This window comes from Bacillus sp. FJAT-29937, assembly GCF_001509555.1.
GTDB lineage: Bacteria > Bacillota > Bacilli > Bacillales > Cytobacillaceae > Cytobacillus.
In genome coordinates, this window is sequence record NZ_LMAS01000005.1 from 290,089 (window position 1) to 313,853 (window position 23,765).

Below are 23,765 nucleotides of genomic sequence, written 5' to 3' on the forward strand. Positions count from 1 at the left end.
GTGACCTTTTCCCGTATTAAATCCCTGGAAGAATTCCAGAAAATAAGCTTAATACATATACCATGGCCAGTGCCGATAAACCAGCTAAGAAACCACCGACTGTCCAAGCTTTTAATGTTTGCGGGATCGTCAGTTTTCCAAATTTGCTGACAACCCAGAAACCAGAGTCGTTTGGAAGGGATAATCCAATTCCACCAGAACAAATAGCAAGTCCTAATAAAATTGGAGAAACGCCAAGGTCTACAGCAAGTGGTCCCATGATGCTGGAAGTTGTTACAAGAGCAACTGTAGCAGAACCTAGTGATGCACGTAAAATCTGAGAGAAGATGAAAGCCAGCAATAAAACTGGGATGCTTAAATCTTGCAGTGTAGCAATCAGATGGTCACCAATTCCGCTCTTATTAATAACGGCACCAAATGCACCGCCCGCACCAGTAATAAGAATGATGATTCCGGCAGAGTTAATAGCTTCTGCATATAATGTTTCTTTAGGTGTTGAAATATAAGGACCAAGTACAACGATAGCAACGATCACACTAATAAAGAGTGCTACATTCTTTTCCCCAATAAAACCTAGCGCAGAAGAAATGATCGTGTCTGGAACTAAAATTTGTGAAACGGTATTAGCTAAAATTAGAACGATTGGCAAAGCAAGCATAAAGAAGGATAGGCCAGTGCTAATTTCCTTTTTTGGAGCATCCGGCACGCCAGCGCTTTCTTCCATCTCACCAGAATGCTGTACACGTTTTCCAATAAATAAACCATATAAATATCCACCAATTAATGTGGCTGGAATAGAACAAATAATGCCATATAAAATAAATAATCCGAGATCAGATTTCGTGTTTTCAGCAACAACTAGTGGTCCTGGAGTTGGTGCAATCATATTATGAGATACGATTAAACCTACACCAAGCGCAGTAACAAATGTAACAACAGAAAGTCCTGTTTTCTTCGACAAGCTTTTAATTAAACCACTTAGGATTACGAAGGCAGCATCAAAGAATACTGGAATCGAAACAGCAGTCCCTGTTAACCCAAGTCCTGCAGCAGATCTCTTCGTTCCAAATACCTTAAGAACAGCTTGGGCAATTTTTTCCACCGCACCAGAAGCACCCAGGAACTGGCCAAAAATAACACCAAGACCAATTAATATCCCTACCCCTGTTAACGTAGCCCCAAATCCTCCTGCTACAATACCTGGTACTTCATTAATCGGAATACCAATAACAATGGCTGTTGCCAAAGCAACCCCAATTAATGAAAGAAAAGGCTCAAGCTTTAATTTTAAAATTAGAAAAAATAATGCCGCTAATGATAAAAGAAAAATGACTATTAGCATATTTCCAGTGACCATTTTAGTTTCTCCCCTTTTTAAAAGTTTAAATTTTATAATAATTTAAGCTGAAATCTATTAAAATTAGCCGATAGACCAGCTATCACAATGCTTTAAACAGCTAGGTCAGCAGGTCTATGGATAAATGATAGCTCATTTTTTAAAGTTGCTTTCTCCTTCTAAACAAAGGACTACTTCTTGTAAAGTTGTAGCCGTCCCAACATTTCCCGGGAAGATGATATAAGGAATATAAGGGAATGTGCTTTCTTCTCCTGTTTTCCAAACAGGAACTCCTGGAGCAATTTGGCCAGCAACTAAAGCACGTTTTACATTTAGCCCTTTCGTTCCAATATCGCTTGATGTAATACCGCCTTTTCCGATTAAGTAATTAGGCCTTACAGAAAAATCGCGAACAATACTTGTTACAGCATCGGAAATTTCAACAGATAACTTTAACTCCTCTTCCTCCATGCCTTCACCAAGGTCAAGCCGCTCCCGTTTTGTGTAAATAACGGTCGTCATTCCTTCAGCAACCTTTTGCTCTGCTTCAAGCTTGACACGCGCTACTTCCTTCATAAAAGCCGGTTTGTCTAGAACTAGATGAACATTTAATTCAATAAAGTGAAGAGAGGTTAAAGATTTTAAAGCTTGCAGCTGTTCGGTCGTTTTTTGCACATGGGATCCGACAATAACAAGTCCGCCGTTTGTTTGTTCATCGGTAATTAATTCTTCCCTCGTTAATAAAGGACGAGTGGAAATATCCCCAATGATTTTTGTGAACGCTGCTGCTGTGCGATATAAGAATTGTTTTCCTTTTTGAATCGCTTTTATTAATGCACAAGAGAAAACGATTAAATCCTCTTCCTCAATCGCATTGACAACCACTTTTCCAAAATCAGAAACCTTCATAAGCTGCTCTGTAATTTCTTCAACATCTAACTGGCGCAAGGATTGTATTGATATATAGGTGACATTTTCTTTAGAAAACTGACCGCCAGTTTTTTCTTCAATCCACTCTCCTAAGTGGCTTGAACGATAGCCAAATGTTCTGTCCTTGGCGAATTCTGTTTCACCAGCTGGTACTAACTCATTCCCTTGCTGTACATAATGGATGTTAGAAATAGTAAGGCGCCCACCTTCTTTAAAGAAGGGGATGAGTACCTCTCCATCTATTGGAACACTGCTATTTTCTTCAATCGCATGGCGCATCACGTCAGTTTCCAACGGGTAGTGTCCTCTTAAAGTAGAATCACCACGGCTAATCAGAATAAAGGGGCGCTCATATTTCTTAGAGATTTTCTCAATACATTCCGCAATATCACGATGGACCTGCTCCGTTTCTTTCGCGGTGAAAGCTCTGGAATTTGTCAGAATAAAAAACATCTGAGATTCGTCTTTGAAGCCTTGTTCAATCGTATCTTCTGACCAATCTGTATAAACAGAAACATTATGAACGGTTTGCACACCAGTCGGATCATCATCAAGCACAATAATTTTATGATGAAAGGCAGGCCGAATGGCTGTCCACAAATTCTTTACAGCTTCTTTATCAATGGGTGGATAGGATGCAATTACTTCATCTGCTTTCTGCCATTCCATTAATTACCGGCACCTTTCACTTCAAAATTAGCAAGCTTTTCATAATATTGAACTAAGCCGCCATGATCATCTGCTTCTTTGCCTTCCACCTTTAACGCATGGAACATTTCCAATACTTGTGATGTGAGCGGGATAGGGACGCCAATTGAATGGGCTGTATCCATGACATTCGTTAAATCTTTAAGATTGATATCAATTCTTCCGCCAGCAACAAAATTTCTTTCAAGGATTAATGGTACTTTCGCATCAAGGACGGCACTTCCAGCTAGTCCTCCACGGATCGCTTCATACATTTTCTTAATGTCGATGCCCGCCTTTGCTGCTAGAACAAGCGCTTCTGACATCGCAGCAATATTTACATTAACCATAATTTGATTGGCAAGCTTAGCTGTTGTTCCGCAGCCATGATCCCCAACAAGGGTAATAGCCGTTCCCATGCATTCTAATACCGGTTTTACTTTTTCAAAAATTTCTTCTTTTCCACCGACCATAAAGGCAAGTGTCCCATCGATCGCTTTTGGTTCTCCGCCGCTAACTGGAGCATCAAGCATATGCAATCCTTTTTCAGCAAGAGCGGCTGCAATTTCTTTAGAAGCAACAGGAGTGATGGAGCTCATATCGACAATAATAGAACCTTCCTGTGCACCTTCCATAATTCCGTTTTTACCATAAATAACACTTTTTACGTGCTCCGTTTTTGGAAGCATTGTAAAAATAACCTCACTGCCTTGAGCGACTTCCTTTGGAGAATGGGCTTCACCTGCCCCATCCTGCTTTAATTGCTGAACGGCAGCCTCATTTATATCAAATACAGTCACTTCATAGCCTTTATTTATAAGATTGCGTGCCATGGGTTTTCCCATGATTCCGAGTCCGATGAAACCTAGTTTCATGTCAAATCCTCCTCTTAATAAAACGCTTTCAAATACGACATTAATTGTACACAAATTATTTAAAAATGTATACAAAAAATTATAAAAAGTATACAAAATATTGATGAATGTGTACATTTAGGTTATTCCTTTAAAAAAGTGATGATTCAAACTATACTTTTACGTAAGGATATAAGTGTGCATGCTGACAATATGTATTATTTCCTTTTAGAGGAAAATACTCATATTTTGTACTCTTATTGTAGGGGAATATTTTTTTTAGGAGTCGATCGTTATTGGTTAAGCAAACAGGATTAGCGTATTTGCAATCATATGAATATATAAGAGATAAAATTTTAAATGGTGAGCTTCCAAGGGGAACGAAGCTGGTGGAAGAAAGGCTGGCAGAAGAATTGGGGATTAGCCGGACACCAGTACGGGAATCGATCAGAAAGCTCGAACAGGAGGGACTAGTTAAACAAAAGAGGGTTGTTAATCCAACAGATATGGATTTACGAAATATTTTTCAAGTAAGGATTCTGCTAGAAGGATTTGCAGCGCGTTATTCAGCAACTTATATGAGCGAAGCTGCGTTGGAAAAGTTAAAGCAATGCATAGAAATTGGACGCTCCGGAACAACGGATGAAATTATGAAAGCAAATGAAGAATTCCATAATATCATTGTACAAACAACGAATAACCCGATGATGATTGATATTATTGACCGAATGCAATCGATTATTTATTTGTTCAGAAAAACAGTTGTTTATCATAAACGTCCATTTTTAATTGATGAGCATCAACAAATTTTTGATGCCATTCAATCTCATAATGGAGAAGAAGCTGAGAGAATCATGAAGGAACATTTGCAGGCAGACTTGGATTTTTGTTTGCATATGCTAAATCAATAATGTAGTCATGGAAAGCCGTTCAACCTATTGAATGGCTTTCTATTTTTTTTTCACAAATAGTTTTAAGTCAAATGAAATAAGCAATAAGACATGCCTATTTTCCATACAAAAGGTACTAATTACTTATTCAGAAAATATAGACTATTTCGTATCATTTATTTAGAGAGTAGATATATTTTGAGGGAGTGGTGTATTTGTTAAAGGTTCTATCAAGTTCTGCATTAGCATTATCATTAGTGGGAAGTACGCTTTTTGCAGGGGGAGGCAGTGCAGACGTATCAGCGAAAGAGAAGAGTACATATCATCTGAATTTAGCGCATTATGTCGGAGCTTCTCCAGAGCTTGCCGAGCAGGCAAAAAGACTTGGAGTTGACTTATCAAAAGTGGATCCAGCTGAAAAAGCGGCCAAGCATGGAACGAAATTTCAGCAAGCGGGAAATAATCATGTTGCCTATAGAACGGCAAAAGGGGATGTTCCGGTTCTAGTCATTCTAGCAAAATATAAAGATGGCGACGAGCCGATAGGGGATATGCCTGGACAAGTTCCCGCCCATTACTATGAGGATTTGATTTTTGGAGAGGAATATAATCCATATGAGCTAGAACAGTTTAAACAGTATGCTGAGTTTAATGGAAAGAAGGCCCCGACAAATCGAACGATGCAAAATGTTTATAAGGAATCTAGTAATGGAAAAGTAAATCTAGTTAGGAAGGAAAATACTGAATTTGTGTGGGTTGAAATGCCGAAGGGAGCTTCCTACTATTTAGATCAAGAGGGCAAGCATGCGGAAAATGGCCAATATGTCCTTGGCAATGAAAATGGCGATGCCCATATCGGTGAATTTGTCCGTGATTTATTGAAGGCAGCAGATGAGCAAGTGGATTTTTCCCAGTATGCTGAAAACGGGGAAGTTCCGACTGTGTTCATCGTACATGAAGGAACAGGTGCAGAATTCAGCAGAGATCCAGCACAAATTTGGTCTCATAAATGGAACATTCTGAGTGCCTTATATTACGGAAAATACTATGAAACTGGTAAACCTGCAGATGTCCACGCAGGCATGAACCAAGGGGCTTGGGTTAACAAAACAGTTGCTGAAGACTTGACTTATGATGGCGTTATCGTAAACAACTACAATATTCAGCCGGCGATTGGCGGAAATGTTGCTGGATTTGATACAGCTACTGGCAAATATGATGATTCTATGAAAACTGGCCCATTCCCAGCACAAACAGGGGTATATGCACATGAATTTGGCCATGCATTAGGATTGCCAGATTTCTATGATACGGCTTATTCATCTGAGGGAGTAGGGAATTATTCCATGATGGCAGGCGGCTCATGGATGCGCTATCCAGACAATGCCGCGTATTCTGGGAATTCTCCAACGCATTTTGACCCATTCTCAAAGATTTTCCTAGGCTGGGCAAATCCAATCGAAGTCAAACCTGAAGATGGCGTACAGGAAATCACCCTCCCGGCAATTAATAAAGCTAAAGATGACAACGGAATTGTAAAAATGGAAGTGCCAGGATCGAATGGGACTGAATACTTTTTATTTGAAAATGTCCAGCAGGACGGGTTTAATAAAGGGTTAATTCGCCAAGGCGAAAATGCTCACGGGTTAGTTGCGTGGCATGTGGATGAAAATATTATTAACCTTTATCAAACGGCAGGCTTCCGTCCGAACAATGTGGAAAACTGGATGAACAAGCGCTTCCAGTACAACCAATCTGAAACGGCAAGTGATGGAACGGTTGTGACTCATTATGGTCTTTCTGTCGTTCAAGCAGACGGAAAATACGATTTAGAGAAAAATGTAAACCGTGGAGATGCGGGCGACTTCTTCAAAACGGGAAGTAAGCTAACACCTGTATCAGGTAAAGTTCATACAGGTTCCTACTACTTCTGGAAGGGTCATAACTCGACACCAGGTGATTCTGGCATCTATGTAACAGATATTGTTGAAAATAAAGATGGATCCATTACGGCTAAATTTTACTATCAATCAAATCAAGGAAAAAATTAATTGGAAAAACCTGATCCCGTAGTTTTATGGGAATCAGGTTTTTTTAGATTTTCGTACAGGGTCAACAACCATTCATTTAGTCGAGTGAGCCTTTTCCTTCAATTGCTCATACCATAATACGGTCTTGTTCGGGTCTTTATCATTGATAAAGATTTTTCTTTTTTCTAGTTCGATATAAACATAGGGGGAGGAGCCTTTTTGAATAAATAGCAGGCTGTTTCCATAATCTTTAACCTTAAAATGGCCTTTTGACAGCGTTGGCAGTCCAACCCCGTTCGTTCTAACGATAATATAGGGCATCTCTTCCATTAATTCAACGTGTTTAATGCCACCAGTGTCCCATTCATCCCCGTACATCCCGGTAATCTCAAAACTATTTTCCTTAACTCTTAGCTCATATCCCTGATAGCTAAATGCAGATATTGCTGTAATCGACCCAATAACGGCGATAAAAAGGATCGTGCTGATCGTGTAGCTTCGCTTTCTTTTACTAGGAATATCAAATTTAGATAAATAAATGAATCCGCCCATTAATAAAACCATCATAGCTCCAAATTGAACTTCCATTGAATATGTAAAGGAAGTAAAGGAAAGTGGAAGCAGAAGAACCATGACAACAGCAGTAATTATTAATAGGCTCCCAGTTTTCTGTGGGAAACCATTTGCAATTAGCTGCTGCTTCTCTACTTCCGGGCGAGAGGAGAATCCAGAAATAAGATTATAAGCTTTCTTGTAACGAATGGCCCAGCCTATTAAGCTGAAAATGATTATAATGATGAGTTGTGAAACAATAAGTCCCCACATAAAAGAGGCCCCCTTTTGAATTCACTAATAATTATAAACTAATATTGGAAAAATAGCAGGCTCCCTTCTATATATTCACTGGATGGACAATTAGGGTGGTGGAGGCTGTTGAAAAGTCCAAGCACAGTAGCTGGATGGACATTTTGGGTGAAAGAGGCCATCGAAAAGTCCATGCAGTAATGATATAAACGAAAAAGATGCCACCCTTCATAGGGCGGCATCACTTTATTAAATGCTAGATTCATAGATTTTCTGATTTGCATAAATGATTTCTAATGTTGGTGCTTGAATATTTGCGGCTTGTGCTTGTTTTAATAAGTAACCGAAAAAATGATCTGCTTCAATCGGCAGCCCTTTTTCCATATCTCTTTGTAAGGATGATTTAAATTCATAGCCGAGTTTCTGCATTTGTGATAATTGAACTTCTTCAATTTTCTCAGCAACAGGTGCTTCGATGGCTCTCATGATGCTGACTGTCTCCTTAAGAACTCTTTCGATCGTTTGAAGGCCAAGCTCCTGTTCGCAAATGGGGCCGCTTGGCGAACGGAATAGGGAAGTAACCCCTGATGCAGTTGTGATAAATAAATATTTATGCCACATTTCCTGCATGATATTTTCAGATAAACGAAAGTTTGCTTTAGTTCCGGATAGGGCATCCCGCAATTTTAAAATACGTTCGGTTTTCTCGCCATTTCTTTCTCCGAATACAAGGTCATGCGCCTTACTTTTTTGCAAAACTTTTCCGGAGCCATCAAGAGTAGATTCAATGAAGCATAATCCTCCAATAACCCGTTCCTCTCCGAACACCTCAACAAGCTTTTCAATATGGGCAATCCCATTAAGTAGTGGGAGGATCATTGTTTCATCTCCGGCATAAGGCTGAATACTTTCTATGCCCCCATCCAAATGATAAGCCTTCGTTGAAAGAATAATAACATCGAACGGGTCAGCCTTTTCTCCTGATAAAAGTGTTTTAGGCTTTAGGCATAAGTAACCATGAATACTATCAATGATCAATCCATCACGGTCAAGCTGCTGCTTCCTTTTCTCTCGAACGAGAAAGGTAACATCTTCCCCTTTTTCAACTAGGCGTCCGCCGAAATAACCGCCAACTGCTCCTGCTCCTACGACTAATATTTTCATATTTATTAATACCCCCTAAGTAGATATCCTTCTGCAACTTCTAGTTTGTCTTAATATTATAATAATTCATTTTGAAGTTTCCATGAAATGAAAAGTCCCATTAATTATTTGCCGGCGGTATGATGACTGGATTGGGACTGCCAGTTCCACCTCCATTATAATATTGAGGCACTTCACCAGGATGGAACCAGTCGCCGATTTTGATCTGGTTAGTCACTTCTATCGGTTCTTCAACTAAAGGGATAATGACGTTCATATGCACTCTTACATTTATATAGACTTCGAGATACGTATTATTAATGCCTGTTTCTACAATCTTTGTTTCTAAATCTGAAGTGACGTCTCCAAGGATTTCCAACCTGACGGGGATTTCAGGCCCAAGATTGGAAAGCAACGTCATTTTCGTAGCTATTCCTAATGGGATGTGATAAACAATACCTTTCGAGCTTTTCGTTTTTTCTTTATCAATATTAATATTATTCTTAAAGTTTTCCAGCTGCTCTAAATCTCCGGCTTCGACCAAATCTAAATATTCCTGTACCCTAATCGTCAATTCCGAAATGACTTTATTATACTGAGGGTTGAAACTGTAACTGGCATCACCGGCATTTTCATGCTTCATGATTAACTCATTAATATCAATGCTTTCCGTAGCTTTTTTGGCAATCGCATCATTGATTGCCTGAACTGCGAATTGGCGGGCTCTCGTTTCGGCAATCCCCATTAATGCCGGTTCAAGATTTCTGTTTATGATAATCACACTGAAAATGGTCATTAGGATAAAAATAACAAATGTAATCAGAAAAACATATTTAAAGGGGAGCGGCCCCTTTTTGACATTCCATCTCCTTCTTCTTTTTACAAGCACTCAAAACCCTCCCAACCGAGCTGTTCTTGTTAGCCTCATTTAAGTTCCACGAAAAAATTGATTCGGGCTTTGTACAAATATATGACCATAACAAGAAAATAAACATGCTCAATTTGTCTGATTTGAAAGGGTTTTGTAGAATCATCTAATTTGGTCAGCTTTTTCGGAAAATAACTCCCTGATCCAGCACCACTTCTTTTGGAGGGAATTCCATAGGCGGCGCAAAGGGACTTAATGCAAAATGAATCTCATTAAGATCCGATGGCAGAGGAGGGGAGATGAGAAAGCTCATTTGAGTATTCCCGCCGCCGCCGCGCGAACCATTTTTTGCTACTTTATAATCGGTAGTTCCTGTTACCTCAAGCATTAAATGCGGAATAATATGTCCTATGTTTTCGTTTTCTTTATATTTGTAATTGATTTCTAGCGTCACGATGCTCCCGTGTTCATGTTGCATCGCGTGAGTTAATATATATTCAAAATCTCCGACCGTTGATTTTTGCATAATTTGGATAACACATAGCAGCTCACCGGGTCCATCAGGCATGTAAAATGGGCCGCTTCCATCATTTAATTGGTGCACGAGCCAGCCAATCTCTGAAACCTTCATCTGATATTTCTGTGACCATTCCTTCAATAGTTCAGCAGGGGGAGAATAACGCTTTCCTTTTGCAGCAGCTTTTCTTTCACATAATAATCTAATGATTTCTTCGTCCATTTTTTTGTAATAATCGGTATATTCCCTTTTGACTTGTTCAAATTCAGCCCATCCCATTTGATAACCTCCGTAGAATCATTAATAAAATAAGTTTAACAAAGTTGGGTAACTAAACCAATTGGCCATCAAAAAAATAACTTAAAGAGTTGAAATATTTCAAATTCAGTAGATTTACAAGTATCATATAATTACATAAATAATTAGGAGTGATCATGATGAAGGCAGTTATTCATACGGAAAAGACTGGTTTAGAGGGACTTACATATGGCGAAATAGCATCCATTGCGCCAAAGGATGGAGAAATTAAGGTTAAGCTTAAAACAGCAGGATTAAACCATCGGGACCTCTTTGTTCTTGAGCGCCACAAGTCTACTGAGCCCCCTTTAGTCATTGGTTCTGATGGGGCGGGAATCGTAGAGGCAGTCGGGGAAGGTGTGACCCTTGTACAAGTTGGGGATGAGGTCATGATCAATCCTGGGCTTGGCTGGAAGGAAAAGAGTGATGCACCGCCTGCAGGATTTGAGATTGTCGGTCTTCCTTTCCATGGAACCTTTGGCGAGTATATTATTTTGCCAGAGGAAAATGTGGAGCGAAAACCGGAATATTTAACTTGGGAAGAAGCGGGTGTCCTGTCATTGGCAGGTCTGACTGCATATCGGGCTTTGTTCACAAGAGGAAAAGTACAGCCGGGAATGAAAGTATTTATTCCGGGAGTCGGGAGCGGGGTCGCTACATTTTTGGTGCAATTCGCGAAAGCCGCCGGAGCTGAAGTATATGTGAGCTCGCGTTCGAAGGAGAAATGTGAGAGGGCGTTAGAAATTGGAGCCTACAGAGCCATTGATAGTCATGAAGATTGGAATACGGCACTTGAAGGACTGGAGATGGACCTTGTGATTGAATCTGTCGGGGCCGCTACTTTTAATAAGTCGCTAGAGATACTCCGTACAGGCGGAACAATTGTAACATTCGGAGCGTCTGCGGGAGATGAAGTCAAAATAAATCTTCGCACCTTTTTCTATGCTCAGCAAAATCTTCTTGGATCTACATTAGGAAGTGCAGAAGAGTATAAAGAAATGCTGCAATTTGTCGAGAGCCACCAAATTCGGCCAGTGATGGATCAAGTTTTTACCCTTGATCAATTTGAACAAGCATTTAACAGAATGGAACAAGCCAATCAATTTGGTAAAATTGGGTTTAAAATAAGTTAAGGCTTTTAAAACACCTCGATCTTTTTGAGGTGTTTTTACGTTATTCGAAAAATAGAATATAATATATAGAAGAAACCAATTATTGAAGGGATAGGAATCATATGATTGTCAAAAATGATGAAGAATTAGCGGCATTAAAAGAAATTGGAAAAATCGTTGCGGTCATCCGCGATGAACTGATTGCACGTACGAAGCCTGGCGTAACGACGAAAGAACTGGATGATTATGCAGGAGAGCTTTTTGAAAAACATGGTGCGATATCAGGTCCGAAAGGGGAATATGACTTTCCGGGTTTTACTTGTATCAGTGTAAACGAGGAAGTGGCGCATGGCATCCCGGGGAATCGAATCATTAATGATGGGGATCTAGTCAATATAGATGTTTCTGGATCCAAAAACGGATTTTTCGCCGATACTGGATTATCGATTGTGGTTGGAAATTCAAATGAAAAGCTGCTCCACCTATGTGAAACCGCACAGAAAGCATTTGAAGAAGGATTGAAAAAGATAAAAGCAGGCTCCAAGCTAAGCATGATCGGAAAAACGGTTAACCGAGTAGCCAATGAGAATGGGTATACGGTTATAAAAAATCTAACTGGCCATGGAATTGGAAAATCTCTTCATGAGAAGCCCGACCATATTTTAAACTATTTTGAGCCTTGGGATTCCCAATTGCTGAAAGACGGAATGGTCATCGCATTCGAACCATTTATTTCAATGGGAGCGGAAGAGGTAATGGAGCTTAGTGACGGCTGGACATTCGTAACCCCTGACAAGAGCTTGGTGGCGCAATGTGAGCATACGATTGTCGTTACAAAAGGCGAGCCGATCATCATTACGAGGTAACTTTCGTATTCAAGTAAATCAGGGAAGGGATATACCCCCTTTCCTGATTATTTTTTTGTTGGTTTTACTCGGAAGAGGACCCTGGTTCCGTTAATTCTCTGGAATGAGTGTTTTTCAAGACGTTTCGGACTCTCGTTCCGCTATCGCATGAAATTAAAGCTATTTTCCACTTTTTTTTATAAATAACGGATGCTGTGTCCTACTCATTGACAAAAATGCGACTTTTATTGAAATAAAGGATCGTCTGTCCGCAAATAACCACGCTCATACCCATCACACAAAAAATCCACGATTTTAATTGAAACTCAACAAAGTTTTTGGAACCTTTTCGCACCAATTGAGGTCTAATGAGCACAAGGGGGGATGATGGTGCTTTCGGAAAATGATGTTCTTCTTGCCCAGAGAGGGAACGAGGAGGCTTTTATACGATTAATAAGAAATTGCGAGTCTTCCCTTTATCGGGTGGCAAAGGGGATTCTGAAAGAAGAATTGGATTGTGCAGATGCAATACAGGAAACGATTTTGAAAAGCTATCATTCAATTTCTAAGCTGAAAAATCCAGCCTATTTCAAAACATGGCTAATTCGAATTTTAATAAATGAATGCAACGATATGTTAAAGAAAAAGAAAAAAATCCTCTCGTTGAATCATATAGACAACTTGGCTAATCCTCAAAAAGCTGAAAATGAATTTGATGAATTAAGAGCAGCTATATCAAAGTTAAGTGAAAAATACCGAACGGTTGTCGTGTTATTTTATTTTGAAGATTGTTCCATAAAGGATATTGCACTTGTTCTTAATATTAGGGAAGGCACAGTGAAATCAAGATTAAACCGTGCACGGGCGCTGCTCGCAAACGATCTTAACAAGGTGAATGAAGAAGGGAGAGATGAAAATGGACCACTCAAAATTTGATGCAGATATCAAAAAAATCATAAAAGAAGAGAAGCTTGAAACACATCCTGCAGTAAAAAATAGAGTCCATCATACCCTTTCGAATCTGCCAAAAAAGAGGCAAACCTTCACTCTGCCAATAAAATATTTATTAAGCGGGGCTATTTGTATATTCCTTACTGTCGGAGCGATATATTTTTTAACAAATGATAAAACACTCCTGTCCAATGAAAATGCTGCTGAGAAAAAAGAGAATATCATTATTCACGATTACCTATATTCCGGGGAAAGCGAACATTGGAGAGCCACACATAAGTTCAATGGAAAAGGGGTATTTTTCAAAAAGGAAAATGGAGTTACTGGTTATGAAAGTGAATCGGAAGAATTTTTTAATATGGAGTATAAGGGTGACTTTGCGGATATAAAGGGAAAACCCTTGTCATATAGCTTTGAAACAAACTCAGGTTCAGGAGGCAGATCATTAGAAGAAATGGATATGAAGTCTTTTTCAAATCATTCCGGGCCTAATCGTGGAGCAGCAATGATGCAAGAGGATGAAACGGTAAAAGTGACAGTGGAATGGGATGGGAAAAAGGAAACCTTCATTCTCTATCCAAAGGAAAAATAAAAAGCAAAAAATGCCCCGAAATTATGAGGGCATTCTTTTTTTACTCAAGCTTAACCCAGCCACTTCCGAATTGCGGTTCATAGCGACTAACAAAATAAAACCACTCAAGATCAGGAGCAGGCTTGTTATAATAAATACTGCTGAAAAGCCAAAATATCCTGAAATAAGTCCGCCCATCACGGGACCAATAATATTTCCGAAAAAGCGAAGGCTTGTGTTGTACCCAAGAACTTCACCCTGCATGGAGATAGGAGCTTCTTGCCTGATATAAGCAATCCGAACGGGAATGATCCCCCCTATTGTTACACCAAGAGTAAATCGAATGAGCACTAGCTGCCAATAATTCGTGACAAATCCTCCTGGCAGATAGAAAAGGCCAGCTAGAAATAACAAAATAACTAGGATTTTGATATAGCCGTAGCGGTCCGCAATTTTCCCCCATTTTCTAGCCATCATCAAGTTTCCAAGCCCGCCTGCTGAAAAAGCGATTCCGGCAAAAAATGCAAGGTTTTCCGTACCATGAAGCTCACTTACATATAAAGATAGAATGGGCTGGATGCTAAAATGAGCCATTTGAATAAGAGCTGAGATGAGCAAAACGGTTAGCAGAACAGGGTGGCGAATAATATGGAGAATGACTTCCTTACTAGAATAAGTTGTCTGCTTATCTTCCTTATTTTGTAGGGTCATTTCTTTAGTTAATATGACGAGCAGTGCAGAAATAAATATGAAAATCGAAGTCCACTTAAATGTATCAGCATAGCCAAATACATCCGCTAAAGCCCCGCCTAGCATAGGACCCATTAACGACCCTGTAATACTGCCGGTCTGTAAAGTCCCCATTATTTTTCCAGCTATTTTCTTTGGGGTTTGCGTTGAAATAAATGCTTGAGACATTGGAATAAAGCCTGTAAAGATCCCCATAAAAAGCCGGAGCATGAAAAGCTGCCAGACAGAAGTGACATATCCCATGAGGAAAATGGATAAGCCCATTCCTAAGCCTGAAACAATGAGAATTTTCTTTCTCCCGTATAAATCACCAATTCTTCCCCAAATCGGCGAGAAGAGAAAAGCTGCAACAAATGTAATGGCAAATGTCCATCCAGACCAATGCTGTACATAAGTCGGAGAAAAGTTCCCAAACGTCTCAATGTACAGAGAGATAAATGGCAAAACCATTGTCATGCTGCCAGCCACGAAGAAATTGGCGAACCACATTATGAATAAATTCCGTTTTGAATCAGGATTCATTCCTTTCAAACACTTCTTTCCTTTTTTTATTTCGTTTCCCTAAATATAGTATACATCAGATTACGAAAATATGAAGGAATATGCAAAGTGGGCATTGTTTCGGGGATAGAGCTGTCTAGTGTAAAGTGAGGATGCCAAAAATTACGCTTTAAATCTAGTAACCGAAATGTGATATATCGGATATTGCTAGCTAAAAATTCAGTATAATAGATTTAATGACAAGTGTAAAGATTTTTTAAAAATAATGATTGTTTTCTTTAAATGCTTGTTTTATAATTCGTAATAGGAAAAAGATTCAGAATACAATTACAAAGGGGGATTTTATTTGGAAGCTTTTGTTAATGGTTTGAATAATATTTTATGGAGTACACCTGTTATTTACATTTGTCTAGGCGTAGGTTTACTATTTTCGATTTTTACTAGATTCCTACAAGTGAGACATATTAAAGAAATGATCGTACTCATGTTTCAAGGAAAAAGTTCCGAAGCGGGCGTTTCATCTTTTCAGGCCTTATCTATTGCTCTTTCTGGCCGCGTTGGAACTGGTAACATTGCTGGTACTGCGACTGCGATCGCAATGGGAGGACCAGGGGCAGTATTCTGGATGTGGGCTATGGCATTCATCGGTGCTGCTACAGCATATATAGAGTCAACTTTAGCTCAAATTTACAAAGTGAAAAAAGATGGCCAATATCGCGGGGGTCCAGCCTTCTATATTGAAAAAGGTATGGGTGTCAAATGGTTTGCCGTTCTATTCGCTATTTCTGCCGTTCTAGCATTATCTTTATTAATGCCAGGTATTCAATCTAATTCAATTGCTGCAGGTATGGAGAATGCTTTTAAAATTCCAACTTGGATCACTGGTTTAGTTATCATCGCTTTATTAGGATTTATTATTTTTGGTGGAGTAAGACGTATTGCCAATGTTGCACAATTAGTAGTTCCATTCATGGCTCTTGGATATATTCTTGTTGCACTTATTATTATGGTTATGAATATTGGGGAAGTAGGAAATGTTTTTGCATTAATTTTCAAAAGTGCATTTGGTGCTGAAGAAATGTTTGGCGGACTCGTTGGTAGTGCAATAGCTTGGGGAGTAAAACGTGGTATTTATTCGAATGAAGCTGGTCAAGGTACAGGTCCGCATGCTGCGGCAGCTGCTGAAGTATCTCACCCGGCTAAACAAGGTTTAGTGCAAGCGTTTTCAGTGTATATTGATACATTATTAGTTTGTTCAGCTACTGCATTTATGATTTTATTTACAGGAACGTTCAATACAGTTGGTCCAGATGGAGAAACGATGATTGTTAACAATATCCCTGGTGTTGAAGCGGGTCCGGGTTATACTCAGGCTGCTGTTGAAACCGCTTTCCCAGGATTTGGAGCTGGATTCGTTGCGATTTCACTATTCTTTTTCGCCTTTACTACAATCATGGCATATTATTATATGTCAGAGACGAACGTTACTTACTTGTTTAAAAATGCAAAATGGCCAACGTTTATCTTGAAAATAGTCCTGTTAGTTTCAACTTTCTACGGTGCAATTAGAACAGCAGATCTTGCTTGGGCATTTGGGGATGCAGGATTAGGGATAATGGTGTGGCTGAATATGATTGCAATCTGCATTCTGGCAAAACCAGCAATAATTGCCTTAAAGGATTACGAACAACAAAAGAAACAAGGACTCGATCCTACATTTAACTCAACAAAACTTGGCATCAAAAATGCTGAGTATTGGGAGAACGGCTACCAAGAGGAAAAAGAAAAGGTATCTTAATATATCTAGCTGAAACTAAAGCTTTCAAACAAATCAGAGCACAAGAGAAGGCGCTAAAAGCTAATACAGCAGAATATATCTATGCTCTAGCAATATAAAGTTAAAGAAGGTGAAACCTATTAACATTAGGTCTCACCTTTTTTTATGGTGTTATTCCTAAGTACTTAGCCATTTTGGTAAATTCCAATTTGTTTCGATTAAGCGTAAAAAAGTAAACATTATTTTCATCATCATACATCATGATGTAAGGGTCTTCACCAGCAGGATAAAAAATATTCACTTCATCTGCGAGTGTATGAATCCATTGATTTTGAACTTTAAGGGGAGGATGAAGAGGAATCCTAACAATAAACCCTTTTTTCGGAATGGGATTTATTTTTTTATAAACACCAGATATATTGGATAAATATTTTTCTGCTTCCAAACGTACGCCTTCAGTAGGAGTGATTTCTTCTATAACCTTTGCTTCATCTATATGATACACTTCAATCTTCTCACTCTGTTCCCTGGCATGAATAGGTGAAGTATAAACAAGTAATCCTATAAATAACAAGCTGAAAACTATACGGTGCAAAGGATTCACCTCCTCATTAATAATATGACCGGACAGGTGTCTCACTATTCTTCATAAAAGCTGACAAAGACTAGACATCTTATGCTTGATACGCTAGTATCAGTAGCGAAAATACTTTTCAAAAAATGAATGTTTACATATAAGGAGTCCTTTATGACACAAACTTTAATTAGCGAACTAAAGCCATTTATCCAAGACGTATGGAAAAAGTCGAATTTTCAGCTGCCTACAACGATTCAGTCGAAGGCAATTCCTGCTGCGCTTGAAGGTAAGGATCTTATTGCTGAATCACCGACAGGAACAGGGAAGACGCTAGCTTATTTATTACCGATTTTAGAGAAAATTGAAAGCGATCAAAAGAGCGTACAGGCAGTGATTCTTGCCCCTTCCCAAGAACTTGTCATGCAAATTTTTGAAGAAATTCAAAAGTGGTCTGAGGGCAGCGGAATTCGGGCGGCTTCCTTTATTGGAGGCGCCAATGTGAAGAGGCAGCTGGAAAAATTGAAAAAGCATCCCCATATAGCTTTAGGAACGCCAGGAAGAATGCTTGAGTTAATCAAACAGAAAAAGCTAAAGATGCATGAAGTTAAGACAATCGTGCTTGATGAGGGAGATCAGCTGCTTGTTCCTGAGCATTTGGAAACAGTCAGAACTATCGTAAAATCCGCTTTAAGTGATCGTCAAACAATATTATTCTCTGCTACATTGCCACAAGGCATAGAAAAGTTGGCACGCGAATTAGCAGCCGAACCTGAAATGATCAGAGTTGAAAAAGATGAAACAATCAACGCTGCAAATGTTGATCATATTTACTTTATGACGGAGCAAAGAGACAAAATCATGATGCTCGAAAAAATTTCAAGGTTGGATGAGATTAAAGCACTTGTTTTTGTAAAAGATATAGGAAATTTAACAGTCATGTCAGAGAAGTTAGCTTATAAGAACATTTTAACAAGCTCCCTTCACAGTGACTTAAATAAAATCGATCGGCAAAATGCCTTAAAGGATTTTCGAACAGGAAAGACTAATATGCTGCTTGCGACAGATGTAGCGGCAAGAGGGTTGGATATTAAAGATGTCACCCATGTCGTTCATTTCGATTTCCCAAAGGATTTGAAGCAATATGTTCATCGTTCAGGAAGAACTGGAAGATTCGGTGCGAGCGGAACGGTTATTTCCTTAGTTACAGAGAGAGAGGAACGAGAACTTAGGAAATTTACGAAGGAGCTTGGTATCCAAGCTTCAAAGAAAGTCATGCGTGCTGGTAAAATAGTCGATCCGGACCAGCGAAAATAATCAGTAGAATAAAGTTTAAATATTCGCCCATACTACTTTTTGAAATAGTAAAAAGGAGTCGAGGAAGCTATGGGCAGAAAAAAACAAGGGAATGCAAATGCGGAACGCAATAAGAATGCGAAAAAAGGCAATCGGACGAGCTCAGAGTTAGTCGAGTTTACAACAGGCCACGATAATCCGCAGAAAAACCGCCGCCAAGAGTAAATGATTTTTAAGAAAAAAGAAAAAATCCTCTTTATGTAGAGGATTTTTTCTTTTTTTACTGTAAATCGATTTTCTTAAGCGGCAATTTCGTTGGTCCGTTTAGTACTTCTCCATCATAATTATACCTTGACCCATGGCAAGGACAGTCCCATGTTCGATCTCCATCATTCCACTCTGTTTCACAGCCCATATGTGTGCAAGATGTATTAACGAGATGAATGTTTCCTTCTTTGTCGCGATACGCACCGGCTCTTTCTCCATTTATCATCACTACAGCGCCTTCATCATTCTCGATCTCATCCAGCTCTTTGGCATCAACGGCGAGCTTTCCTTTAATGAGGTGACCAGCCACATCAGCATTAATAGAAATAACCTTCTTAAGACTTGGATCTGCCTGGAATCGAGAAGGAGAGAACAACTCTTCATAAGGATTTTCCTTTCCGATAATAATATCCTTTAGAAGCATAGCTGCCGCAGTTCCATTCGTCATTCCCCATTTTCGGAAACCGGTAGCAACGAGAATATTAGGTTTATTGGCCTTAATTCTGCCTATATAAGGGAGTTTGTCCAATGTAATCAAATCTTGCGCTGACCAGCGGTATGCGAATTCCGTAATTCCAAAAACCTCTTCGGCAAAGCTTTCAAGCGCTTCATAATGTTTCATTGTATTAATACCTTGTCCTGTTTTATGGCTTTCGCCTCCAACAAGAATTAATTTATCGCCATTAAATGGTGTATATCTGAGAGAGCGAGTTGGTTCATCAGCACTGATATACATACCCTCAGGGAAATCTGTGTTTGTTTTGATCCCGAGTACATAAGAGCGATTGGCGTATATTCTTGCAAAATAAAATCCCATTATGTCTATAAATGGGTAATGAGACGCAACAATGACTTGTTTACATTTTACTCGGTGTCCATCCCTTGTAATCACGACAGGATGGTCATTTTCCCCGATATCAACCGCAGTTGTATTTTCATATACAATGCCGCCAGCATCGACAAAATCCTGCAGCAATGTATTTAAATATTTCACTGGGTGGAATTGAGCCTGGTTATTCATCGCAAGGGCCGATTTAATATTAATATTAAAAGGGATGCTATTCTCTAGATTGCCGTTAATCCCGAGCTTTTCGTATGCATCCATTTCCGTTTCAAGTTTTTTGGCATACTGATCTGAAGTTGCATACATGATGGCACGCTGGTCACTAAAGTCGCAATCAATCTGTTTATCCTGTACTTGGCTGCGAACAAAATCGATCGCACCCATTTCCGCCTCGTAATAAAGCTTTGCCCTTTCCAGACCAAAGTGATTAATAAATTCATCGTAAATCAATCCATGCTGGGCGGTTAGCTTTGCCGTAGTATGGCCAGTTGTTCCCGTTAGAATGTTTCCAGCCTCCAGGATAGCTACTTTTAACCCCTCTTTCACCAGAAGGGAACCTGCTGTAATTCCGGTAATCCCGCCTCCGACAATGGCGATATCAACAGAAGTATGTTCAGTGAGCTTTCCGAATGACGGAAGGGGAGCTTCTCTCCAATAAGACTCAGGAAATTGGGGCATTTTATTATTAGATGACATACCTTTCCTCCTATAGGTTTCTTCATCCATAATTTTTCCAATAGGTGACATTTGTATACAAGTAGTAGGAGGAATAACGATAAGATATTATTTATTTGAATAAAAGCCGGCTATGATAAAATAGCCAGCTCATCCATTCGAACAAATTAATGTTCATCACTTTTTTATTCACTGCTTTCAGTCGCTTCATCGTTTGGTAAAGGATCAATCGTCTTTGCGTCATCATGATTGAGTGCTTTATTCGTAAAATAATGCAGAATGAGTCCAACAATACCTAAAGAAATGACAAAACCGAGTGTTGTCACAATCATTAATATCATCATAATGCCTCCTTTTTTTGCGATCCTTGTAAGCCTAAATCGGTTAATCTCGATTACTAAAAAAGGTGACTCATTTAAGATATATGCTCGGTAAACACATATTTTTCCGATAATAAAGGGATTATCGTTATTAATAATGAAATTAATAGAAGATGAGAAACAAAATAGCTTAGGAGGTTGAAGGACAATGAATAAAACAGCCGATCTTTGTGATAAATATGGAAAAGAATTGGAAGTGTGCCAGCAAGAATTCCGCTCGTACGGAAAAAGGAAGCAGTTCTATGGCCCAATCTCAACAGTAAGAGTATTTGAAGATAATGTGTTAGTGAGACAATCATTAGAAAGAATACCAGAAGGAAATGTCCTTATTGTGGACGGTGGCGGTTCGAAAAGATGCGCGTTGGTTGGGGATATGTTGGCTGAAATTGCTGTCACTCGGAAGCTTGCAGGTATCATTATTAATGGATGTGTTAGGGATACAGCAGAGCTGGCCAAAATGGATATAGGAATTCTGGCACTCGGAAGTAACCCATTGAGGAGCAAAAAGGATGGGAAGGGAGAAATCGATATTATTGTTACATTTGGAGGGATTGATTGGAATCCTGGCGATTACATCTATGCGGATGAAGACGGAATCGTATTGAGCTCTAAAGAACTGATCTAAAAAATAAAGAGGCCCTAGGTGGCCTCTTTGGTTTTTGACCATAATAGTCAGCTTTCTCCTCCGTTGCTCGGGATTTCCTCAGGTAGAGTTTTCGAAGCACCAGGAACGATCCGGGGCTCATATTCGATTTCATCAGACGAATAAATGTGGATGGCAATTTGTCCACCTGATGCTCGTGCCCGTATTAATAATGGAAAGCTATATTCGTTTTTAAAGCAGAAGTCGGGTCCATACCAGCTGACCGCAGCATCCCTTCCATTTGGTACATAAGGAACGCTTTTGGAATGGGAATAGCGTTCGATAATTTTCAAACCAGCTCGGTCGGCTGAGTTAAATAAGGTAGATGAGACTTGGCAGATTCCCCCGCCAATATCCTCAGCTAACTCCCCTCGAACAATAACAGGCGCCCGCAAATAGCCTCTACTCTTTGTTCTCTTTCCCACTACACGATTAAAGGAAAAAGTTTCACCCGGAAAAACAACTTGATTATTAATGGCTTCAGCTGCAAGGGTAATATTATGAGAGCGCGCTTTATTGCCTTGATTAAAAAAAGTCACATACCTTCCAATCCGTTTGACATGAATATGCAGCAATAAATCCCGATCCACTCGTGGGTGAATCGGAAGTATGGGCACTTCCATTTTGGAAGCATTCTTGTTGTAAAAATATGTATAAAACTGGTCGATAAAGGCCCTTTGGTGTAATCTCCTGCCGATTTCCTCAGCTATTACTTTTCCTGATTGGCTAATATAAGCATTTTTCGGTGCTTCATATGTTTGTTTATCTACCTCTTCAAGAAGATTCTTTAGTTTTTCTATATCGATTAAAGGAATATCCGGAAAAGGGGTTGTGTAATCTATTCGATTAACCGTAAGGACTAATTCTCCCTTGCTTTCAAATGTTAAGTCTTCAGGCGGTTGAGCAGGCTGGATGAATAGTAAAATTCCGTATAGCCAAGCAAGGTACATGTTGGCACACCTCCTAAATCTAGTATGGTTTAGAGCAGAGAATTCAATGTAAGATTCTCATGTTTTATTTATAGTTCCGCTAGGTAAAATTGGACGTCTGTTTCTGTTAATTTTTCAGGTACTCTACCTTCAGTCCGTTCATACGCTCGGTCTCTGGACCTAGTAGAAAATAAAGCTCAGGCTCGTTATGAGAAGAATGAAATCAAGGTAAGATGATATCAAGAAAGGAGGAAACGAAAATGAAAAAATTCGGTTTACTATTAGCAGGAGGAATTGCTGCATTTGTATTATTGTCAAATCTGGGACCATTGGTGGCGCTTGGAATCAGCATCGTCATTCTGTACTACGTGTTTAAACAATTTCTAAAAACAGATTCAACATTAATGAAAATTGGCTGGGGGATCATTGGTTTTATTGCACTAATGGCCACTGCCTCCAATATACCAGCAATCCTCGGTATTGCCGCTGCATATGTTTTGTACCTAGTTTATAAAAAATGGAATGAAAAAAAGTCAGTGATTGTAGAAGAAAACGGTGACCCATTCACAAGTTTTGAGAAACAATGGGCTGAAATAAAGAAAAACTAACAACCTAAAGGAGAGAGAAAAATGACAAATCTATTTACTCGTATTAAAAACACTGTTTTAGCAGATATCAATGAGGCATTAGATCAAAAGGAAAAGAAAAATCCAATTACGCTCTTAAATCAATATTTACGTGATAGTGAAAAGGAAACAGAAAAGGTTCGCAAACTGCTGGAACGCCAATATGCATTGAAGGAAGAATTCAGCAGGGAATATCGCCAAGCGGAGGAATTAGCAACAAAAAGAAAACGTCAGGCTGAAATTGCTTCACAGGCTGGAGAAAATGAACTTTACTTATTTGCTTCTGCGGAGCATGCACAATATGAGGAACGTACGGCACGCCTAAAGGATGCGCTGAACCAGTCCAACCAGCAGCTTGCTGAATTAGAAAGAAAATATGAAGAAATGAAGCATAAGCTGAAAGATATGCATATTCGCCGCATGGAACTAATGGGCCGTGAAAATATGACGAGAGCTCAAGTGAAAATGAATCAGGTGCTTGATCAAGACATCTCATCTAATAAGTCAGCTTCCCGTTTCCAAGAAATTGAATCGTATTTAGACCGTTTAGAAAATCAAGTAAACAGTTCCTATTATCGCAGTACGATTGACGCACGCATTGCACAAATAGAAAAAGATTTGAAAAAAGAACAAACCCATTCTATTTCTTAATGGAAACATGGTATTCT

The 23,765-nt window shown here is 39.3% G+C and carries 24 protein-coding genes; 12 read left to right on the plus strand and 12 right to left on the minus strand.

The features are described from left to right. Positions 1-16: 16 nt before the first annotated feature. The 3 genes from AR328_RS13440 to garR form a co-directional block, all read right to left on the minus strand. Positions 17-1,357, minus strand: a complete 1,341-nt coding sequence (locus tag AR328_RS13440) for a GntP family permease (RefSeq protein WP_066295730.1) — start codon at positions 1,355-1,357, stop codon at positions 17-19. A 132-nt stretch (positions 1,358-1,489) separates the two neighbouring features. Further along, the gene (locus AR328_RS13445; RefSeq protein WP_066295731.1) at positions 1,490-2,935 is read right to left on the minus strand and encodes a four-carbon acid sugar kinase family protein; all 1,446 of its coding nucleotides are present in this window, start codon (positions 2,933-2,935) and stop codon (positions 1,490-1,492) included. After that, positions 2,935-3,828, minus strand: a complete 894-nt coding sequence (gene garR, locus AR328_RS13450; protein ID WP_066295732.1) for a 2-hydroxy-3-oxopropionate reductase — start codon at positions 3,826-3,828, stop codon at positions 2,935-2,937. The genes AR328_RS13445 and garR overlap by 1 nt, the downstream gene beginning before the upstream one ends. A gap of 275 nt (positions 3,829-4,103) precedes the next feature. Between garR and AR328_RS13455 the strand changes: the two genes are divergently transcribed. Together AR328_RS13455 and AR328_RS13460 are read left to right on the plus strand one after the other, a co-directional pair. Continuing rightward, positions 4,104-4,718, plus strand: a complete 615-nt coding sequence (locus tag AR328_RS13455) for a GntR family transcriptional regulator (RefSeq protein WP_066295734.1) — start codon at positions 4,104-4,106, stop codon at positions 4,716-4,718. Between the two features lie 194 nt (positions 4,719-4,912). Continuing rightward, a complete protein-coding gene (locus tag AR328_RS13460) occupies positions 4,913-6,748 on the plus strand; it encodes a M6 family metalloprotease domain-containing protein (protein WP_066295735.1) in 1,836 nt (611 codons plus the stop codon). A gap of 72 nt (positions 6,749-6,820) precedes the next feature. Here AR328_RS13460 and AR328_RS13465 read toward each other — a convergent pair whose 3' ends face one another. The 4 genes from AR328_RS13465 to AR328_RS13480 all read right to left on the minus strand — a co-directional run bounded on the left by AR328_RS13465 (position 6,821) and on the right by AR328_RS13480 (position 10,338). Further along, a complete protein-coding gene (locus tag AR328_RS13465; protein WP_066295736.1) occupies positions 6,821-7,552 on the minus strand; it encodes a DUF3784 domain-containing protein in 732 nt (243 codons plus the stop codon). 228 nt (positions 7,553-7,780) lie between these two features. Further along, positions 7,781-8,695, minus strand: a complete 915-nt coding sequence (locus AR328_RS13470) for a ketopantoate reductase family protein (protein ID WP_066295737.1) — start codon at positions 8,693-8,695, stop codon at positions 7,781-7,783. A gap of 100 nt (positions 8,696-8,795) precedes the next feature. Continuing rightward, on the minus strand, positions 8,796-9,563 hold the full coding sequence (gene yunB / locus AR328_RS13475; RefSeq protein ID WP_066295738.1) for a sporulation protein YunB: 768 nt from the start codon (positions 9,561-9,563) through the stop codon (positions 8,796-8,798). A 154-nt stretch (positions 9,564-9,717) separates the two neighbouring features. Next, positions 9,718-10,338 carry a hypothetical protein gene (locus AR328_RS13480; RefSeq protein WP_066295739.1) on the minus strand — a complete coding sequence of 207 codons (621 nt, stop codon included), beginning with the start codon at positions 10,336-10,338 and terminating at the stop codon, positions 9,718-9,720. 158 nt (positions 10,339-10,496) lie between these two features. Between AR328_RS13480 and AR328_RS13485 the strand changes: the two genes are divergently transcribed. The 4 genes from AR328_RS13485 to AR328_RS13500 all read left to right on the plus strand — a co-directional run bounded on the left by AR328_RS13485 (position 10,497) and on the right by AR328_RS13500 (position 13,856). Further along, positions 10,497-11,489 carry a zinc-binding dehydrogenase gene (locus AR328_RS13485; protein WP_066295740.1) on the plus strand — a complete coding sequence of 331 codons (993 nt, stop codon included), beginning with the start codon at positions 10,497-10,499 and terminating at the stop codon, positions 11,487-11,489. A gap of 101 nt (positions 11,490-11,590) precedes the next feature. Beyond that, positions 11,591-12,334, plus strand: a complete 744-nt coding sequence (gene map / locus AR328_RS13490; protein WP_066295744.1) for a type I methionyl aminopeptidase — start codon at positions 11,591-11,593, stop codon at positions 12,332-12,334. A gap of 369 nt (positions 12,335-12,703) precedes the next feature. Next, positions 12,704-13,249, plus strand: a complete 546-nt coding sequence (locus AR328_RS13495) for a sigma-70 family RNA polymerase sigma factor (protein ID WP_442854450.1) — start codon at positions 12,704-12,706, stop codon at positions 13,247-13,249. Then, complete coding sequence (locus AR328_RS13500) at positions 13,230-13,856, plus strand: hypothetical protein (RefSeq protein WP_066295745.1); 627 nt, start codon at positions 13,230-13,232, stop codon at positions 13,854-13,856. The genes AR328_RS13495 and AR328_RS13500 overlap by 20 nt, the downstream gene beginning before the upstream one ends. 21 nt (positions 13,857-13,877) lie before the next feature. On the opposite strand, the gene AR328_RS13505 is transcribed toward AR328_RS13500, so the two are convergent. Beyond that, positions 13,878-15,107, minus strand: coding sequence for an MFS transporter (locus AR328_RS13505; protein ID WP_066295964.1), 1,230 nt, complete (start codon positions 15,105-15,107; stop codon positions 13,878-13,880). A 325-nt stretch (positions 15,108-15,432) separates the two neighbouring features. Between AR328_RS13505 and AR328_RS13510 the strand changes: the two genes are divergently transcribed. After that, a complete protein-coding gene (locus tag AR328_RS13510; RefSeq protein ID WP_066295746.1) occupies positions 15,433-16,884 on the plus strand; it encodes an alanine/glycine:cation symporter family protein in 1,452 nt (483 codons plus the stop codon). Between the two features lie 142 nt (positions 16,885-17,026). On the opposite strand, the gene AR328_RS13515 is transcribed toward AR328_RS13510, so the two are convergent. Then, entirely contained in the window at positions 17,027-17,458 is a 432-nt protein-coding gene (locus tag AR328_RS13515; RefSeq protein ID WP_066295750.1) for a hypothetical protein, read from the minus strand. Positions 17,459-17,611: 153 nt separating this feature from the next. On the opposite strand from AR328_RS13515, the gene AR328_RS13520 reads away from it, so the two are divergent. Together AR328_RS13520 and AR328_RS23315 are read left to right on the plus strand one after the other, a co-directional pair. Then, positions 17,612-18,754, plus strand: a complete 1,143-nt coding sequence (locus AR328_RS13520; RefSeq protein ID WP_066295751.1) for a DEAD/DEAH box helicase — start codon at positions 17,612-17,614, stop codon at positions 18,752-18,754. 69 nt (positions 18,755-18,823) lie between these two features. Continuing rightward, complete coding sequence (locus AR328_RS23315) at positions 18,824-18,958, plus strand: hypothetical protein (RefSeq protein WP_269433520.1); 135 nt, start codon at positions 18,824-18,826, stop codon at positions 18,956-18,958. 55 nt (positions 18,959-19,013) lie between these two features. On the opposite strand, the gene AR328_RS13525 is transcribed toward AR328_RS23315, so the two are convergent. Together AR328_RS13525 and AR328_RS22575 are read right to left on the minus strand one after the other, a co-directional pair. Beyond that, positions 19,014-20,540: an FAD-dependent oxidoreductase gene (locus tag AR328_RS13525; protein ID WP_066295752.1), complete on the minus strand. Its 1,527-nt coding sequence runs from the start codon at positions 20,538-20,540 to the stop codon at positions 19,014-19,016. Between the two features lie 164 nt (positions 20,541-20,704). Then, complete coding sequence (locus tag AR328_RS22575; protein WP_231734836.1) at positions 20,705-20,860, minus strand: hypothetical protein; 156 nt, start codon at positions 20,858-20,860, stop codon at positions 20,705-20,707. Between the two features lie 187 nt (positions 20,861-21,047). On the opposite strand from AR328_RS22575, the gene rraA reads away from it, so the two are divergent. Next, positions 21,048-21,524 (plus strand): ribonuclease E activity regulator RraA, encoded by a 477-nt coding sequence (rraA, locus tag AR328_RS13530; protein ID WP_066295753.1) that lies wholly within the window; start codon positions 21,048-21,050, stop codon positions 21,522-21,524. Positions 21,525-21,571: 47 nt separating this feature from the next. Here rraA and AR328_RS13535 read toward each other — a convergent pair whose 3' ends face one another. Beyond that, positions 21,572-22,492: a VanW family protein gene (locus AR328_RS13535; protein ID WP_066295759.1), complete on the minus strand. Its 921-nt coding sequence runs from the start codon at positions 22,490-22,492 to the stop codon at positions 21,572-21,574. A gap of 239 nt (positions 22,493-22,731) precedes the next feature. On the opposite strand from AR328_RS13535, the gene AR328_RS13540 reads away from it, so the two are divergent. Further along, the gene (locus AR328_RS13540) at positions 22,732-23,079 is read left to right on the plus strand and encodes a lmo0954 family membrane protein (protein ID WP_066295764.1); all 348 of its coding nucleotides are present in this window, start codon (positions 22,732-22,734) and stop codon (positions 23,077-23,079) included. Between the two features lie 21 nt (positions 23,080-23,100). Then, positions 23,101-23,748 (plus strand): PspA/IM30 family protein, encoded by a 648-nt coding sequence (locus tag AR328_RS13545; protein WP_066295766.1) that lies wholly within the window; start codon positions 23,101-23,103, stop codon positions 23,746-23,748. The last annotated feature ends 17 nt before the right edge of the window (positions 23,749-23,765 follow it).